Source organism: Falsiroseomonas oleicola, assembly GCF_019029495.1.
Taxonomy (GTDB): domain Bacteria; phylum Pseudomonadota; class Alphaproteobacteria; order Acetobacterales; family Acetobacteraceae; genus Falsiroseomonas; species Falsiroseomonas oleicola.
Map to the genome: position 1 here is coordinate 1 of NZ_JAERQM010000011.1, position 15,974 is coordinate 15,974.

The following is a 15,974-nucleotide window of genomic DNA, read 5'->3' on the forward strand; positions in this document are numbered from 1 at the left end:
TGCCCAGCGTGCCACTGGTGCCGCCATCGCCCACCTGCACCGTGCCGGTCTGGATCGTCGTGCCACCGGAATAGCTGTTTGCGCCGGTCAGGATCAGTGCGCCCGCGCCGTCCTGCGCCAGCGTGCCGCTGCCGGAAATGGCACCGCCGACCGTCACGGCATCGCTGCGATCAAACACAAGCGCCGCATTGTTCACCACCGCGCCGCTGCCCAGCGTGCCCGTGGTGCCGCCATTGCCCACCTGCAGCGTGCCGGCATTGATGGTCGTGCCGCCGGAATAGGTATTGGCGCCGGTCAGGATCAGCGTGCCCGCGCCCGCCTGCGTCAGCGTGCCGCTGCCGGAGATGACATCCCCGAACGTCACCGCATCGCTGCGACTGAAGGCCAGCGTGCCATTGTTCACTACCGCGCCGCCGCCCAGCCCGCCCGTGGTGCCGCCACTGCCAACCTGCAGCGTGCCACCCGTGATGGTCGTGCCGCCGGAATAGGTATTGGCGCCGGTCAGGATCAGCGTGCCCGCGCCGATTTTCTCCAACTGCGCCGTGCCGGCGATCTCGCCGGCGAAATCACCCGCGCGGATATAGGTGACGCCCGTATTCGTCAGCCGCCCGGCGCCGCGCAGGTCGTTGATGGCGAAGCTGGTTGTCGGTGTGTTGCCGTTCAGGTCGAAGGTGGCGCCGGCATCGATCGTGGTGGTGGTGGCCAAGGCGCTGAGCTGGGCAATGTTGCCATTGCCACTGACCACTGTACCGCCAGCAATCCGCAGAGAGGGCCGCGACAGAGTATCGAGGGAAATCGAATTGAACTGCGCGATGATGGTGCCGGCATCGGCCAGGCTGCCGAAGACGAGCCCGGCCTGTTGGCCCAGCTGGACCTGGCCGGTGAGTGTCACCGTCTGGCCCGTCAACGCGCTGACCGTGCCCTGGCCGGTGTTGGCGACAGCGAGGTTGTTGCTGAGCGTGCCCGTGACATTGCCGCGCAGCGTTCCGCCATCCAGGGTCACAAGGCCGGTGCCCAGGGCGCCGAAATCATCCAGCGCAAGAGTGCCAGCATTGATGGTCGTGCCACCCGAATAGGTATTGGCGCGGGTCAGGGTCAGCACGCCGCTGCCATTCTGCGCCAGTGTGCCGCTGCCGGAGATCAGGTTGCCGACCGACACGGCATCGCTGCGGTCGAAGGCCAGCGCCGCATTGTTCACCACCGATCCGCTGCCGAGCGTGCCCGCGGCGGCGCCATCGCCCACCTGCAAGGTGCCCGCGGTGATGGTCGTGGTGCCGGAATAGGTATTGGCGCCGTTCAGGACCAGCCTGCCCGTCCCCTCCTGTGTCAGCGTGCCGCTGCCGGAGATGGCGTTGCTGACGAGCGCTGTATCGGAACGGTCGAACACCAGCGCCGCATTGTTCACCACCGCGCCGTTGCCCAGCGTGCCCGTGGTACCGCCATCGCCCACCTGCAAGGTACCCGCGGTGATGGTCGTGACGCCGGTGTGGCTGTTGGCGCCCGTCAGGGTCAGCGTGCCGGTGCCGACCTTTTCCAGAAGGATCAGGCCGGCCTGACTCTGGACGATCTGCCCGGAAAAGGTGTCATTGGTATTGAGCCCGCCGACGCGAGCGGTGATGTCGTTGGCGGTCAGGCTCTGCAAAAGGCCGGTACCGCTGAGTGCACCCAGTGTGAGGCTGCGCGCATCGCCCATGAGCACGAGCCGGTTCGTGATGACGTACCGCGACTCCCCGCCCGGGGAGGTGTCACCAAGCGACATCTGGCCGACGAGCTGGTAGGTGACGTTGGTGCCCGTGGCGGACGAACCCTGCATGAACAGCGTCTGTCCGGTGGGGACAACGATGATCTGTTCGACGCCGGAGTTGTTCACAACACTGGCGGAAAACTGCGCGAAGTCGCCGAGGGTCAGCGTGTAGGTCGGCGCGCCGGCCGCATAGGTGATGCCATCGAAGGTCGTATTGACACTGGTGGACAGGCTGGTCGGCCCGGTGTTCTGGAAAATGGCCCCCCCGCCATCCGGCACGATGCCGGTGCTCCAGTTCGCCCCGGTGTTGAAATCCGTACCCGGTCCGATCCAGACCGGTTGCGCGGCGGCCGGTGCCGCCAGGCCGCACACGGCCGCGAAGGCGGCCGAGACCAGCACCGGGGAAGAACGCGGCACGCTTGTCAGCGCCGTGCCGCTACGCAGAGCCTCGCCATAGCCAGATGATCCAGACCGCACCGCTTTCTCCAACAAAACGCAAAACCGGGCAGATTCATGCATGTTCCGGAGCGTTACGAAACCCCGCCTTTCAAGTTCAGATAGCCGCGGCGGGCGCGGAATTCGGCCAGCTGCGCGCGCACCTCCTCGGCGGAGGGTGCGAAATCAGCCGGCACGGATATCGGCCGCGCGGATCACCTCGCTCCAGCGCTGGCCGTCGCGCGCGATGCGCGCCTGGAACTCGCTGACCGGGCCGCCCAGGATCTGGATGCCGCTGGCGGTCATGCGGGCGCGCACCTGCGGATCGGCCAGCGCCTGTTGCAGCGCGACGTTCCAGGCCGTCAGGATCTGCGGCGGCAATCCGCCGGGGCCACAGAAGCCGAACCAGTTGCTGACGTCATAATCCGGCAACCAATGCTTGATGAGCGGCAGGTCCGGCAGGTCCGGCGCCGCGGAACCGCCGCCGAAGGCCACGCCACGCAGCGCGCCAGCGCGGATCTGCGGCAGGAAGTCCGGCATATTGCCGATCATGAAGGCGATCCGCCCGGCCATCAGGTCGGTCATCGCCGGGGCGCCGCCGCGATAGGGCACATGGGTGAACGCCACGCCGGCCATGCGGGCGAACAGCTCCGCCGCCAGATGCGGGCTGGAGCCGACGCCGGAGGAGCCATAGGCAATCGCCCCCGGATTGGCCTTCGCCCGCGCGATCAGCTCCGGCACCGTGCGGAAGGGCGCCTCCGGATAGGCGATCAGGATCTTGTAGATGCCGGCGACGGCGGCGATGGGCGTCAGGTCGCGCTCCACCGCGATCGGCAGGGTCATCCCCGGCAGGTTGGGCGAGATCGTCAGCATGCCCATGGTGGCGAGCACCGCCGTATGGCCATCGGGCGCCGCCCGCGCGCAGACCTCGGCGGAGATCATGCCGCCGGCGCCGGAGCGCGTCTCGACGATGACGGACTGGCCCCATTGGGCGCGGAGCGAATCGGCCGCCAGGCGGCAGATCATGTCGCCGGCGCCACCGGGGGCGAAGCCGCAGATGATCCGCACGTCGCGGGAGGGTTTCCAGGCCGGCTGCGCCGCGGCCGGCGCGGCGGCGAGCAGGGCGGCGGAGGCAAGCAGGGTCCGGCGGGTCGGCTGCTGCGCGGCTTGGGACATTCTGGCCTCCTTGGCTTGTCGTGGGGATTCCAGGGTCCGGCGCGCGCGACGGCGCCGGCCATGCTGGGCCAGTGATCGCGCAGCCTAGCTTCGGTATTCTAGGATACAAGATACTTCTGGCGTCGCGCGGGCCATGCCGCGCAACCCGCTGCCGGCTGCCGGCTGCCGGCTCCTGCGCCCGGCAGCCGGGGCTAGCCCACGCGCCCCGCCGCCTCCGCCGCCAGCCAGGCCAATTCACCCTCGCAGAAGGTGGCGACCGGCGCGCGCCGCGCCGCATCGACCACCACAACATCCCCCCGCAGCCCGGGCGCGATCCGCCCCCGGTCCTCCAGCCCCGCCGCGTCCGCCGGATTGGTGGAGACCAGCGCCCAGGCGGCCGGCAGGTCCAGCACGCCGCGGCCGACCATGACGAAGGCGGCTTCCAGCATCGCCGGCCAGTAGTAGTCCGAGGCCAGGATGGTCACGAGGCCCTGTTCGGCCATCGGCGCCGCCGAGCCCCAGCCCATATGGCTGCCGCCGCGCACCACATTCGGCGCGCCCATCACCACATGCTCCCCGGCCTCCCGCGCCGCCTGGGCCACCGCTTCGGACATCGGGAACTCGCAGACCTTCGCACCCAGCGCCCGGAAGGCCGCGCGGGCTTCCGGCGTCGCATCGTCGTGGCTCAGCATCGGGATGCCTGCGGCGCGGGCTGCCTCGGCGAGGCGCGCCTGGGCGGCGGGAACCTCCGGCCGCCGGGCCATGGCGGCCTCTGCCAAAGCGGCGAATTCGGCCACCTTCACCCCACCGCGCTGGGCATAGGCGGCGGCCTTGGCGGCATCCGGCAGGCGCTTGACGATGCCGGGCGTGTGGTCGTTGAAGGCCAGCAGGGCGACGCGGCCGGCGGCGATGTCGGCCAGCAATTCCTCCATCACCTCCAGATTGTCGGCCTCGTGCCGGCAATGGATGCGCAGGTCGCAGCCGCCCTGCCCGCGCAATGCCTCCACCGCCGCCAGCGTGGCCCGCCAGGCGGCGATGCCGCGCAGGCCCGGCTCCCAGGACAGGGTCACGCCGAGGCATGCGGTGGTGATGCCAGCGGCCAGCAACTGCGCCGCCGAATCGCGCATCCCCAGCGCGTGCGGAAAACCGATGCCGGGGCGCGGCTGCATCTGCCGCTCATGCGCATCGCCGTGGACGTCCACCAGCCCGGGCAGCACCAGCAGCCCCTCGGCGTCGAAGCGCCGCGCGCCCTCTGGCACGCCCTCCGCCACCAAGCCATCGGCCAGCGCCACCGGCGCCTTCCGCAACGCGCCGTCCAGCAGCGCGGTGCCGCGCTCGATCAACCAGGCTGTCATCAGGATTCCACCACAAGCTGTGCCCGTCCGGCGGCGTAGCGACCGGTGGAGACATCCACCACCTCGCCTTCCGGATCGGTGTTGATCGCCTCCGTCACCAGAACCGGCCGGTTGCGCGATTGCTGAAGCAGTTCCGCCTCCTCCGCACTCGGCATGCGGGCGGTGATGCGGGTGACGCGGCGGCGGTAATCCGGCACGCCGCAGGCGGCCAGCGCATCGGTGATCGAGGGATTCTGGCGCAGCAGCTCCGGCAGCCGGCCGAAGCGGGTTGCCGGGAAATGGTGGGTGCCGAGCACCAGCGGCCGGCCATCGGCCAGGCCCAGCCGCTCCACCACCACCACCGGCCGGCCGCGCCTGATGCCGAGCTGTTCCGCCAGCCCGGTCTCCGCCGCCATCTCCTGAATGCGCAGGATGCGCCCGCCGGGTTCGCGGCTTTGCCGGCGGATGATCTCGGAGAATCGGGTGCGCGGGCCGAGGCGGTAATCGACCACATCCTCCGCCACGAAGCTGCCGCGGCCCTGTTCGATGCGGACCAGCCCGCGGCCTTCCAGCTCCTCCATCGCGCGGCGGACGGTGTGGCGGTTGACGCCGTATTGCCCGGCCAACTCGGCCTCTGTCGGCAGCCGGGCGCCGGGGGGGTGGGTGCCGCCGGCGATGTCACGCTCCAGCCGCTGGGCGATCTGGCGCCACAGCGCCACACCCTCACCGCGCGCGAGTGGAATACCGGGCAACGGGTCCCCCGCCTGGGGATCGTCATTCATGGCGGCTGCCGCCCTGCTCCGTGTGATGCGTCATGGAAACTTCAAACCTCTTCCGCTCGCTTCATGCGAGTTTTGCTTGACCTTATCGGGGCAGACGACTAGTCGTCTAGACAAATAGAGCATCCCATGACCGACAGCCCCACCGATACCCCAAACGCTCCCTCCGATCCTCCCGCACGGCGCCGCTGGATGTCCATCCTGGCCAGGGCCCAAGCCGCGGAAATCGCCGAGCGCCTGGATGCCCTGCCCCCACCGCCGCCACATCGCCGGCTGCGCGGGCCCGAAACCGGGCTGGTGATGGTCCGCGGCCGCGCCGGCGGCGATGGCGCGCCCTTCAACCTCGGCGAGATGACCGTCACCCGCTGCAGCCTGCGGCTGGAGGATGGCGTCGTCGGCCATGGCTATGTCGCCGGTCGCGATGCAAGGCAGGCGGAGCTGGCGGCGCTGGTCGATGCGCTGATGCAGAACCCGGCCCGGCGCCCGGCGCTGGAAGCGGCGGTGATCGCCCCGCTGGCCGAGGCCCAGGCCGCGCGGCGCGACGCCCAGGCCCGGCGCGCGGCGGCCACCCGCGTGGAGTTCTTCACCATGACCCAGATGCGATGACCACTTTCCCCGGCTTCGCCGACCCGGTCCTCGACGGTCAGGCCGCCTTTCGCGCCGTGCTCCAGGCGATGAGCCGTCCCGGCCTGGTGCAGCGCCTGCCGGTGCCGCCGGAGGCACCGCCTGGCCTGTCCCCCGCCGCCGCAGCGCTGCTGCTGACCCTGGTGGATGCCACCACGCCGCTCTGCCTGGATGCGGGGGCAGAGGCCGAGGCCTGGGTCCGCTTCCATTGCGGCGCGCCGCTCGCTGAGGTGGGCGCCGCCGATTTCGTACTGAATGCGCCGCTGCGCGCCCTTTCGCCGGGGAACGAGGAAGAACCGGAACGTGGCGCCACCCTGATCCTGGAGGTATCGGCGCTGGAGGAAGGCGCCGGCTGGCGGCTGACCGGCCCTGGCATCGAGCATCTGCATCGCCTGCGCGTCGCCGGCGCGCCCGAAGGCTTCCTGGCCGATTGGGCCGCCAATCGCCTGCGCGCGCCCTGCGGCGTGGATGTCATCCTCTGCGCCGGGGATGTCATCGCCGCTCTGCCGCGCAGCGTCGCGATCGAGGAAGGCTGAGCCATGTATGTCGCGACCAAGGGCGGCGAGCGCGCCATCGGCGCAGCCCATGCCTGGCTGGATGAAACCCGCCGTGGCGATACCAGCCTGCCGGAGATCACCGCGGCCCAGCTCGCCGAACAGCTCGGCCTGGCGGTAGACCGGGTGATGGCGGAGGGGTCCTGCCACGACCGGGGACTCGCCGCGCTGGCGGTGAAGCAGTCCAAGGGCGACCTGATCGAGGCCGCCTTCCTGCTGCGCGCCTATCGCACCACTCTGCCCCGCTTCGGCGCCAGCCTGCCGCTGGACACCGACCGCATGGCCATCCAGCGCCGCATCAGCGCCACCTACAAGGATCTGCCCGGCGGCCAGGTGCTCGGCCCGACCTTCGACTACACCCACCGCCTTCTGGATTTTTCCCTGGCTGCCGCGGGCGGGCCGCGCAGCGGGCCGCCTGAGGCCGAAGCGAGCGCGGAGGCCACGCCGCGCGTGACCGAGATGCTGGCGCGCGAAGGGCTGATGCAGCGGGAGGCTTCGATCGAGGCGGAGCCGGGCGACCTGACCCGCGAACCGCTCTCCTTCCCCGCCGACCGGCCGCTGCGCCTCCAGGCGCTTGCGCGCGGCGATGAGGGGTTCCTGCTGTCGCTCGGCTATTCCACCCAGCGCGGCTATGGCGGCAACCACCCCTTCGTCGGCGAGATCCGCATGGGCGAGGTGGCCGTCGAATTCACCCCGCCGGAGCTGGGCTTCGCCATCGACCTCGGCGACATCACCGTCACCGAATGCCAGATGGTGAACCAGTTCAAGGGCAGCCGCACGGAGCCGCCGCAATTCACCCGCGGCTATGGCCTGGTCTTCGGCCATGGCGAGCGCAAGGCCATGTCCATGGCCCTGGTCGACCGCGCTTTGCGCGCGCCGGAGCTCGGCGAGGCGTCCGACTCCCCCGCGCAGCAGCAGGAATTCGTGCTGTCCCATTGCGACAATGTCGAGGCCACCGGCTTCGTCGAGCATCTGAAGCTGCCGCATTACGTCGATTTCCAGTCGGAACTGGAAAGCGTGCGCACGATGCGTGCTTCGGTGGAGAAGACATCGTGAGCGGCTACAACTTCGCCTATCTCGATGAGTCGACGAAGCGGATGATCCGCCGCGCCATCCTGAAGGCCGTCGCCATCCCCGGCCACCAGGTGCCCTTCGGATCGCGGGAGATGCCGCTGCCCTATGGCTGGGGCACGGGCGGCATCCAGGTGACCGCCGCCATCCTCGGCCCGGCCGATGTGCTGAAGGTGATCGACCAGGGCAGCGACGACACCACCAATGCCGTCTCCATCCGCGCCTTCTTCCGCCGTACCGCCGGCATCGCGACGACCGAGAGCACGGCGGAGGCCAGCATCATCCAGACCCGCCACCGTATCCCCGAACGCGCGCTGCGGGAGGATCAGATCCTGGTCTACCAGGTGCCGATCCCGGAACCGCTGGGCCGGCTGGAACCCCGCATCGCGGAGACGCGGCGGATGCATGCCATGGCCGATTACGGGCTGATGCATGTGAAGCTCTATGAGGACATCGCCCGCCACGGCCACATCGCCACCAGCTACAGCTACCCGGTGATGGTGAATGGTCGCTACCTGATGTCGCCCTCGCCCATTCCGGCCTTCGACAATCCGAAGATGGACCGGATGCCGGCGCTGCAATTGTTCGGCGCGGGGCGGGAGAAGCGCATCTATGCCGTGCCACCCTACACTTCGGTCAAAAGCCTGGACTTCGACGACCATCCCTTCCGGCCGATCCGCGCGCCGCATGCCTGCGAACTCTGCGGCTCGCGCGACACCTACCTGGACGAGGTGCTGACGGATGACGTCGGCGGCCGCATCTTCGTCTGCTCCGACACGGATTTCTGCGCCGAGCGGCAGGCGATGAAGGAGGCGGCGGAATGAACGCCCCCTTGTTGACGGCTCGGGACCTCACCCTCCGCTTCGGCCGCATCGCCGCGCTGGATGGCGTGGACCTCGAAATCCATCCCGGAGAGGTCGTCGCCATCGTCGGCGAATCCGGCAGCGGCAAGACCACGCTTCTCCGGGTCCTCTCCGGTCTGATGCGCCCGGATGGGGGTGAGGTTTCCTATCTCGGCCAGGACGTGCTGGGCATGTCGGAGGCCGCGCGGCGGCGCCTGATGCGCACGGAATGGGGTTTCGTCCATCAGAACCCGCGCGACGGGCTGCGCATGGCGGTCTCGGCCGGCGGCAATATCGGTGAGCGGCTGATGGCCACCGGCGCCCGCCACTACGGCAACATCCGCGAACAGGCCTCCCACTGGCTGACCCGGGTCGAGATCGACCCCGCCCGCATGGACGAGGTCCCCGCCAAATTCTCCGGCGGCATGCAGCAGCGTTTGCAGATCGCGCGGACCCTGGTGACACTCCCAAAGCTGGTCTTCATGGACGAGCCGACCGGCGGCCTCGATGTCTCGGTCCAGGCCCGGCTGCTGGACCTGATCCGCGCCCTGGTGGCGGATCTGGGCCTCGCCGTGCTGATCGTGACGCATGACATCGCCGCCGCCCGGCTGCTGGCGCATCGGATGCTGGTGATGCGGCACGGCGTGGTGGTGGAAAGCGGGCTGACCGACCGGGTGCTGGACGATCCCCAGCACCCCTATACGCAACTCCTGGTCAGTTCGGTGCTGGCGGCATGAACCACTCCCTGGTCACCGAGGGCCTTTCCAAGGTTTTTCGTCTGTTCCTGCAAGGCGATGTCCGCATCCCCGTGCTGGACAACGTGGATTTCAGCGTGGCGCCGGGTGAATGCGTGGCGCTGACCGGGCCTTCGGGCGCGGGAAAATCCACGCTGATGCGCTGCCTCTACGGCAATTACGGCGCCGGCGCGGGTCGCATCCTGATCCGCCATCGCGGCGCGATGGTCGACCTCGCAGCGGCGGACCCGCGGCTGGTGCGGGAGATCCGGCAGGAGACCCTGGGCTACGTCTCCCAGTTCCTGCGGGTCATCCCCCGCATCGGCGCCCGCGACATCGTGGCGGAGCCGTTGCGCGCGCGCGGCGTGCCGGCCGAGGCCGCGCAGGCCCGCGCTTCCGAATTGCTGACCCGCCTGAACCTGCCTGCCCGGCTGCACAACCTGCCGCCCGCCACCTTCTCCGGCGGCGAGCAGCAGCGTATCAACCTGGCGCGCGGCTTTGCCGCGGACTACCCCGTGCTGCTGCTGGACGAGCCCACCGCCAGCCTCGACCCTGTCAACCGGCAGGTCGTCGTGGCCCTGATGGCGGAGGCCAAGGCCCGCGGCGCGGCGCTGATCGGCATCTTCCACGACACCGAAATCCGCGACCAGGTGGCCGATCGCCTGTTCGAGGTTTTGCCAATCCAGGACGCCGCATGAATCCCGAAATGATCCTCACCAATGCCCAGCTCATCCTGCGGGACCAGGTGCTGCATGGCACGCTGGTGATCCGCGGCGACCGCATTGCCGAAATCCAGCCCGGCCGCAGCCACGCCCCCGGCGCCATCGACCTGGATGGGGACCATCTGATCCCCGGCATCGTCGATGTGCATACCGACAATCTGGAACGCCAGGTGCAGCCGCGCGCGACGGCGCGCTGGCCGTCGCGTTCCGCCATGCTGGCGCATGACAGCCAGACGGCGGCGGCCGGCGTGACCACGGTGCTGGATGCGCTGTGCCTCGGCGACCTCGGCTTCGATGTCGGTCGCACCCAGACCTTCGTGGAGGGTGTGAAGGACTTGGACGCGCTGGCCGGCACCGGCCTGCTGAAGTCGGACCATTTCCTCCATTTGCGCTGCGAAATCCCGGCCGCCGATATGCGCGAACTGGTGGAGATGGCGGCCGACCATCCGCTGGTGCGGATGGTCAGCTTCATGGACCACTCCCCGGGCGTCGGGCAGTACCGGGACGTGGAGCGCTACCGGCAGATGCGCATCCGCAACGGCAAGACGGCCGAGCAGGTCGACAAGCGCATCACCGAACTGCTGGAACAGCGCGCCCAGTTGCTGGAGCCGAACCGTCGCTGGCTGCTGGATCGCATCGCCCATCGCAAGCTGCCACTGGCCAGCCATGACGATGACAGCCCGGAGGGCATCGCCCGCAACGCGGCGGATGGCATCACCATCAGCGAATTCCCGGTGACCCTGGAAGCCGCGCAGGCCGCGAAGAAGCTCGGCGTGCAGGTGATCGCCGGCGCGCCCAATATCGTCCGCGGCGGCAGCCATTCGGGCAATGTGGCGGTGTCCGACCTGATGCATGACCAGGCGGTGGATGTGCTGGCCAGCGACTATGTGCCGCCCGCCATGGTCGAGGCCGCCTGGCTCGCCGCCGGCCAGGGCCATGCGACGCTGCCGGCGGCCATCGCCATGATCACCGACACGGCCGCCCGCATGGCGGGTTTCACCGATCGTGGGCGGCTGGAGCCGGGGCTGCGCGCCGACCTGGTGCAGATCCGGCCGCATGAAGGACATGCGGTGGTTCGCAAGGTGTGGCGGGCCGGTGAGCGCATCGCGTGATGCGCGCCGCCATCTACTGGGCGCCGCGCATCGACGACCCGCTGCATCGCCTCGGCTCCCAATGGCTGGGCCGGGATACCGAGACCGGCGCCACCCTGGCGCAGCCCACCCTTCCCGGCCTCGACATCGCCGAGATCACCCGCGATGCCCGCGGCTATGGCCTGCATGCCACGGTGAAGCCGCCCTTCCGCATCGCCACCTCCTGGGCCGCGCTGCGCGAGGACGCGATGGCGCTGGCGCTGCGCACCAGGCCCTTCGCCCTGCCGCCGCTCCAGGTCGCCGAGCATCACGGCTTCCTGGCGCTGCTGGAGACGGAGCGCTCGCCGGAATTGCAGGCCTTCGCCGATGCCTGCGTCGCTGGCCTCGACGCCCATCGCGTGCCGCCGACCGAGACGGAAATCGCCCGCCGCAGGCCGGAACGCCTGACGGAGCGCCAGCGCGAAAACCTGCATCGCTGGGGCTACCACTACGTGTTCGAGGATTGGTGGTTCCACGTCACCCTCTCCCGCCGCCTGAACGACGCGGAAATGGAGGTGGTGCGCCCCGCCGTCACCGCCTTCCTGGGCGAGGCCCCGTCCCTGCCCCGGCGTGTGACGGAGCTGTGCCTGTTCACCCAGGCGGGGCCGGGTGCGCCCTTCCTGCTGGCCGAGCGTCTGCCGCTGCTCGGTTGAGCGCGGCCAGCACCCGCGCGGTGCCCTCAGCCACGGTCGAGTCATTCATCACGGTCTCGACCGGCAGGCCGGGGGGCAGCGCGGCCTCCCGCGCCAGGCGGGAGGCGATATCCGCCGCATCCTCCCGCCCCCGCGCCGCCAGCCGCGCGGCCAGCACCGGCAGCGGCGCGGTGATGTTCAGGATGCGCAGCGGGTAGCGCGCGGCCGCCTCTGCCAGCACGGTGCGGGACAGGTTGGCCACCACCACCCGGCCTTCCTCCAGCGCCTGCGCCGCGGCCATCGGAATGCCGTAGAGCAGCCCATGTGCGCGCCACCACAAGGCGAAGCCGCCGGCCTCGCGCAGGGCCTCGAATTCCGGCTCCGTCATCGGGCTGTGATCCTCGCCACCCGCTTCCGCAGGGCGGGTGATGCAGCGGCGGGCGAAGAGGAAGCGGGCATCGCCTTCCAGCGCGGCGCGCGCGCCCGCCATCAGCGTATCCTTGCCCGCCCCGGAGGGTCCGACCACTGGCACCAGCATGCTTCTTGCGCACCGCAATATTGACCGTGACGCTTCTGCCTGCGCCTATCGCCGATCTCAAGCGCCAGACGGAAATACCCCGAATGTTCACGACGCGCCCCGAAATCGCCGGCACCTTTGGCGTTGTCGCCTCCACCCACTGGATCGCCTCCCAGGTCGGGATGGCGGTGTTGGAGCGGGGCGGCAATGCTTTTGATGCCGCGGTGGCCGCGGGCTTCACGCTTCAGGTGGCGGAGCCGCATCTGAACGGCCCGGGCGGCGACTGCCCCATCATCATCCATGACGCCAAGGCCGGCGCGCAGCGCGTGATCTGCGGCCAGGGCGTGGCGCCCGCCGGGCTGACCGTCGCCCATGTGAAGGGGGAGCTGGGGCTCGACCTGATCCCCGGCACCGGCTTCCTGCCGGCGATGATCCCCGGCGCCTTCGATGCCTGGGCGCTGATGCTGCGCGACTACGGCACCTGGTCGCTGCGCGACGTGCTGTCCTATGCCATCGGCTATGCCCATCGCGGCATCCACTACGTGCCCCGCGTGGTCGCCACGCTGAACACCGTGAAGCCGCTGTTCGAATCCGAATGGCCGACTTCCGCCGAAATCTGGCTGCGCAACGGCGGCCCGGTGGCCGGCGGCCTCTACGCCAACCCCACATTGGGGAAAACCTGGGAACGGGTGCTGCGGGAGGCGGAGGCGGCGGGCCATGACCGGGTCGCGCAGATCGATGCGGCGCGCAACGCCTGGTATGGCGGCTTCGTCGCCGAGGCCATCGGCGAGTTCTTCGCCAAGGACGCGCTGCTCGATTCTTCCGGCGAGCGCCACAAGGGCGTGCTGACGGCGCATGACATGTCGCATTGGCGCGCCAGCCAGGAAGCACCGCTGCGGCGCGATTATCGCGGCCACACCGTGCTGAAATGCGGCGTCTGGAGCCAGGGGCCGGCGATGCTGCAGACGCTGGCGCTGCTGGAGGGCTTCGATGTCGGCGCCATGGACCCGCTGGGCGAGCAATTCGCCCATACCGTCATCGAATGCATGAAGCTGGCCTTCGCGGACCGGGAGGCCTTCTACGGCGACCCCGATTTCGTCGATGTCCCCATCCACCACCTGCTGTCCGACGACTACGCCGCCGAGCGCCGCAAGCTGATCGGCGATGCGGCGAGCCTGGAACTCCGCCCCGGCACCCTGCCCGGCATGACCACCCCCTGGGTGGACCAGGACGCCGCCAGCCGCGTGGCGCTGCTGACCCGCGCGCCGGGGGCCGGGGAGCCGACCGTGGCGCGGCTCGGCGTTTCCAGCGCCGATACCTGCCACATCGACATCATCGACAACCAGGGCAACATGGTCTCCGCCACACCCTCCGGCGGCTGGTTCCAGTCCTCGCCGGCGGTGCCGGGGCTGGGCTTCTGCCTGGGCACGCGCGGGCAGATGTTCTGGCTGGATGAGTCGCTGCCGAACGGGCTGAAGCCCGGCAAGCGGCCGCGCACCACGCTGTCCCCGGCCATGGTGCTGAAGGAGGGTCGCCCCTGGATGGCCTTCGGCACGCCGGGCGGCGAGCAGCAGGACCAGTGGCAGCCCATCATGCTGTCGCGCATGATCGACCACGGGCTGAACATCCAGCAGGCGATCGACGCGCCTTCCTTCCACACGGAGCACTGGCCTAGCAGCTTCTGGCCGCGCGTGGCCCGCCCGGGCAAGGCCGTGCTGGAAGGCCGCTACGCGCCGGAGGTGGCGCGGATGCTGATGGCGCGCGGCCATGTGGTGGATGTCGGCGGCGAATGGTCCGAGGGCCGGCTCAGCGGCGCGCGGCAGGAGGAGGACGGCCAGCTTTTCGCGGGCGCCAATCCGCGCGGCATGCAGGGCTACGCCGTCGGGCGGTGACCCGCGACGCTACGCATGAAAAAGCCGCCAGGGTGGTGACACCCTGGCGGCTTTTTCATGGAATAGGGACTTGGCTCAGCCCTATTGGATCAGCCCTTTTGGGCCTGCGCCCGAAGCTGCTCGATGGTGGCGCGGTTGGTCACCTGTTCCGGGTTCATCCGCACCTCGATGATCGCCGCCTTGCCGCTCGCCTTGGCCCGCTGGAAGGCCGGCACCAACTCGTCGGTCGCTTCCACCACCTCGCCATGCCCGCCGAAGGCCTCGATGAATCGCGCGAAATCGGGGTTGGTCAGCTTGGTGCCGGACACGCGGCCGGGATAGGTGCGCTCCTGGTACATGCGGATGGTGCCGTACATCCCGTTGTTGAAGACCAGGATGATCGGCGCCGCATTGTGGTGGAAGCAAGTCGCCATTTCCTGGCCGGTCATCAAAGCTCCGCCATCGCCGACGAAGCAGACCACCGTGCGATCCGGGTGGGTGATGGCGGCGCCGATGGCGGCCGGGATGCCATAGCCCATGGCGCCATTGGTCGGGCCGAGAAAGTCCTGGCCCTCCCGCACATGCATGAAGCGGTTCGGCCAGGTGGCGAAGTTGCCGGCATCCGAGGTGTAGATCGTATCCGCCGGCAGGACTTTTTCGAGTTCCTGCAGGGCGATGGCGAGGTTCAGCGGACCGTCGTAGCTCGGCGGCTTGGCCTGGGCTTCCCGCGCGGCGCGCACGGCCTTGCGCCACGCGCCCCAGGCCGGCTGGGCGATGCGCGGCAGGGCGGCGGCGGCGGCCGCAAAAGCGTTGACATCGGCGGTGATGCCGAGCGCCACGCGATGTACGCGGCCGATCTCCGCCTGGTCCTGGTGGACCTGAATGATCGGCTGCTTCCCGGCGAAGTCGAACAGGGTGTAGCCCTGGCTCACCGGCTCACCCAGCCGCGTGCCGAAGGCCAGGATAAGGTCGGATTCGCGGGCCTTGGCGACCAGCCCGGCATCTGCGCCGACGCCGAGATCGCCCGCATAATGGGCGGAAGTGCCATCGAACAGCCCCATCCGGCGGAAGGAGACACAGACGGGGATGTCGTTACCCACCAGGAAGTCGCGGATCGCGGCCTTGCCGTCCGGCGTCCATCCGCTGCCGCCGAGGATCGCCAGCGGGCGTTCCGCCTTGCCCAGCATCTCCATCATGCGGTCCAGCGCGGCCGGCGCCGGATGGGCGGGCATCACCGCGCCCGGGCCGATATCCGGCACCTTGGCAAGGTCCTTCTGCATCTCCTCGCTCAGCGCCACCACCACCGGGCCGGGCCGGCCGCTGGTCGCGACATCGAAGGCATGGGCCATCAGTTCCGGAATGCGCGCCGCCTCGTCGATCTGCGTCACCCACTTGGCGATGGGGCCGAAGAAGCGGCGGTAGTCGACCTCCTGGAAGGTCTCCCGGTCCGTCTCGTTCATCGGGATCTGGCCGACCAGCAGCACCAGCGGGGTGCTGTCCTGGAAGGCGACATGGACGCCGATGGCGGCATGGCAGGCGCCGGGGCCGCGGGTGACGATGGCGACGCCGGCCTTGCCGGTCAGCTTGCCATGGGCTTCCGCCATATGGACGGCGCCGGCCTCGAAGCGGCAGGTGACGAGCTCGATGCGGTTGCGCTGGTTGTACAGCCCGTCCAGCAGGTCGAGGTAGCTCTCGCCGGGCACGGCGAAGACATGGGTCGCGCCATTGGCGACCAGGGCATCGGCGAGCAATTGCCCGCCCGTGCGGGCCTCGATGCCATCGGAATGCTGAACTGCCGCATGCGCCACGCCGGATTCTCCCCAGGAAATC

15 protein-coding genes are annotated in these 15,974 nt (G+C 69.7%); 9 read left to right on the forward strand and 6 right to left on the reverse strand.

All coding sequences use genetic code 11. The annotated features are described in order from the left end of the window. The 4 genes from JJQ90_RS24890 to phnF form a co-directional block, all read right to left on the reverse strand. The coding region (locus JJQ90_RS24890; RefSeq protein ID WP_216879003.1) for an autotransporter-associated beta strand repeat-containing protein at positions 1–2,161 on the reverse strand (2,161 nt) is incomplete at its 3' end. Positions 2,162–2,365: 204 nt separating this feature from the next. Next, positions 2,366–3,355, reverse strand: coding sequence for a Bug family tripartite tricarboxylate transporter substrate binding protein (locus JJQ90_RS24895; RefSeq protein WP_216879004.1), 990 nt, complete (start codon positions 3,353–3,355; stop codon positions 2,366–2,368). 191 nt (positions 3,356–3,546) lie between these two features. After that, complete coding sequence (locus JJQ90_RS24900; RefSeq protein ID WP_216879005.1) at positions 3,547–4,689, reverse strand: alpha-D-ribose 1-methylphosphonate 5-triphosphate diphosphatase; 1,143 nt, start codon at positions 4,687–4,689, stop codon at positions 3,547–3,549. Further along, positions 4,689–5,450, reverse strand: a complete 762-nt coding sequence (phnF, locus tag JJQ90_RS24905; protein WP_216879006.1) for a phosphonate metabolism transcriptional regulator PhnF — start codon at positions 5,448–5,450, stop codon at positions 4,689–4,691. The genes JJQ90_RS24900 and phnF overlap by 1 nt, the downstream gene beginning before the upstream one ends. A 126-nt stretch (positions 5,451–5,576) precedes the next feature. Here phnF and phnG point away from each other — a divergent pair, with 126 nt between their 5' ends. Genes phnG through JJQ90_RS24945 form a run of 8 tightly spaced genes read left to right on the forward strand, consistent with a single transcriptional unit; the run spans position 5,577 to position 11,777 of the window. Continuing rightward, positions 5,577–6,053 carry a phosphonate C-P lyase system protein PhnG gene (gene phnG / locus JJQ90_RS24910; RefSeq protein WP_268958719.1) on the forward strand — a complete coding sequence of 159 codons (477 nt, stop codon included), beginning with the start codon at positions 5,577–5,579 and terminating at the stop codon, positions 6,051–6,053. Beyond that, positions 6,050–6,607 (forward strand): phosphonate C-P lyase system protein PhnH, encoded by a 558-nt coding sequence (phnH, locus tag JJQ90_RS24915; RefSeq protein ID WP_216879008.1) that lies wholly within the window; start codon positions 6,050–6,052, stop codon positions 6,605–6,607. Before phnG ends, phnH begins: the two co-directional genes overlap by 4 nt. A 3-nt stretch (positions 6,608–6,610) precedes the next feature. Beyond that, positions 6,611–7,681 (forward strand): carbon-phosphorus lyase complex subunit PhnI, encoded by a 1,071-nt coding sequence (locus tag JJQ90_RS24920; protein ID WP_216879009.1) that lies wholly within the window; start codon positions 6,611–6,613, stop codon positions 7,679–7,681. Beyond that, positions 7,678–8,520 (forward strand): alpha-D-ribose 1-methylphosphonate 5-phosphate C-P-lyase PhnJ, encoded by an 843-nt coding sequence (locus tag JJQ90_RS24925; RefSeq protein ID WP_216879010.1) that lies wholly within the window; start codon positions 7,678–7,680, stop codon positions 8,518–8,520. The genes JJQ90_RS24920 and JJQ90_RS24925 overlap by 4 nt, the downstream gene beginning before the upstream one ends. Beyond that, positions 8,517–9,275, forward strand: a complete 759-nt coding sequence (gene phnK, locus JJQ90_RS24930) for a phosphonate C-P lyase system protein PhnK (protein ID WP_216879011.1) — start codon at positions 8,517–8,519, stop codon at positions 9,273–9,275. The genes JJQ90_RS24925 and phnK overlap by 4 nt, the downstream gene beginning before the upstream one ends. After that, positions 9,272–9,970, forward strand: coding sequence for a phosphonate C-P lyase system protein PhnL (gene phnL / locus JJQ90_RS24935; protein WP_216879012.1), 699 nt, complete (start codon positions 9,272–9,274; stop codon positions 9,968–9,970). Before phnK ends, phnL begins: the two co-directional genes overlap by 4 nt. Continuing rightward, positions 9,967–11,106 (forward strand): alpha-D-ribose 1-methylphosphonate 5-triphosphate diphosphatase, encoded by a 1,140-nt coding sequence (locus tag JJQ90_RS24940; protein WP_216879013.1) that lies wholly within the window; start codon positions 9,967–9,969, stop codon positions 11,104–11,106. The genes phnL and JJQ90_RS24940 overlap by 4 nt, the downstream gene beginning before the upstream one ends. Continuing rightward, positions 11,106–11,777: a DUF1045 domain-containing protein gene (locus JJQ90_RS24945; RefSeq protein ID WP_216879120.1), complete on the forward strand. Its 672-nt coding sequence runs from the start codon at positions 11,106–11,108 to the stop codon at positions 11,775–11,777. Before JJQ90_RS24940 ends, JJQ90_RS24945 begins: the two co-directional genes overlap by 1 nt. Here the strand turns inward: JJQ90_RS24945 and phnN are convergent. Then, positions 11,716–12,246, reverse strand: coding sequence for a phosphonate metabolism protein/1,5-bisphosphokinase (PRPP-forming) PhnN (gene phnN / locus JJQ90_RS24950; RefSeq protein WP_230410980.1), 531 nt, complete (start codon positions 12,244–12,246; stop codon positions 11,716–11,718). The two genes, JJQ90_RS24945 and phnN, sit on opposite strands and share 62 nt — an antisense overlap. A gap of 131 nt (positions 12,247–12,377) precedes the next feature. Between phnN and JJQ90_RS24955 the strand changes: the two genes are divergently transcribed. Next, a complete protein-coding gene (locus JJQ90_RS24955; protein WP_216879015.1) occupies positions 12,378–14,165 on the forward strand; it encodes a gamma-glutamyltransferase family protein in 1,788 nt (595 codons plus the stop codon). Between the two features lie 89 nt (positions 14,166–14,254). Here the strand turns inward: JJQ90_RS24955 and JJQ90_RS24960 are convergent, their stop codons facing one another. Beyond that, positions 14,255–15,952 carry a thiamine pyrophosphate-dependent enzyme gene (locus JJQ90_RS24960; protein WP_216879016.1) on the reverse strand — a complete coding sequence of 566 codons (1,698 nt, stop codon included), beginning with the start codon at positions 15,950–15,952 and terminating at the stop codon, positions 14,255–14,257. Positions 15,953–15,974 lie beyond the last annotated feature (22 nt).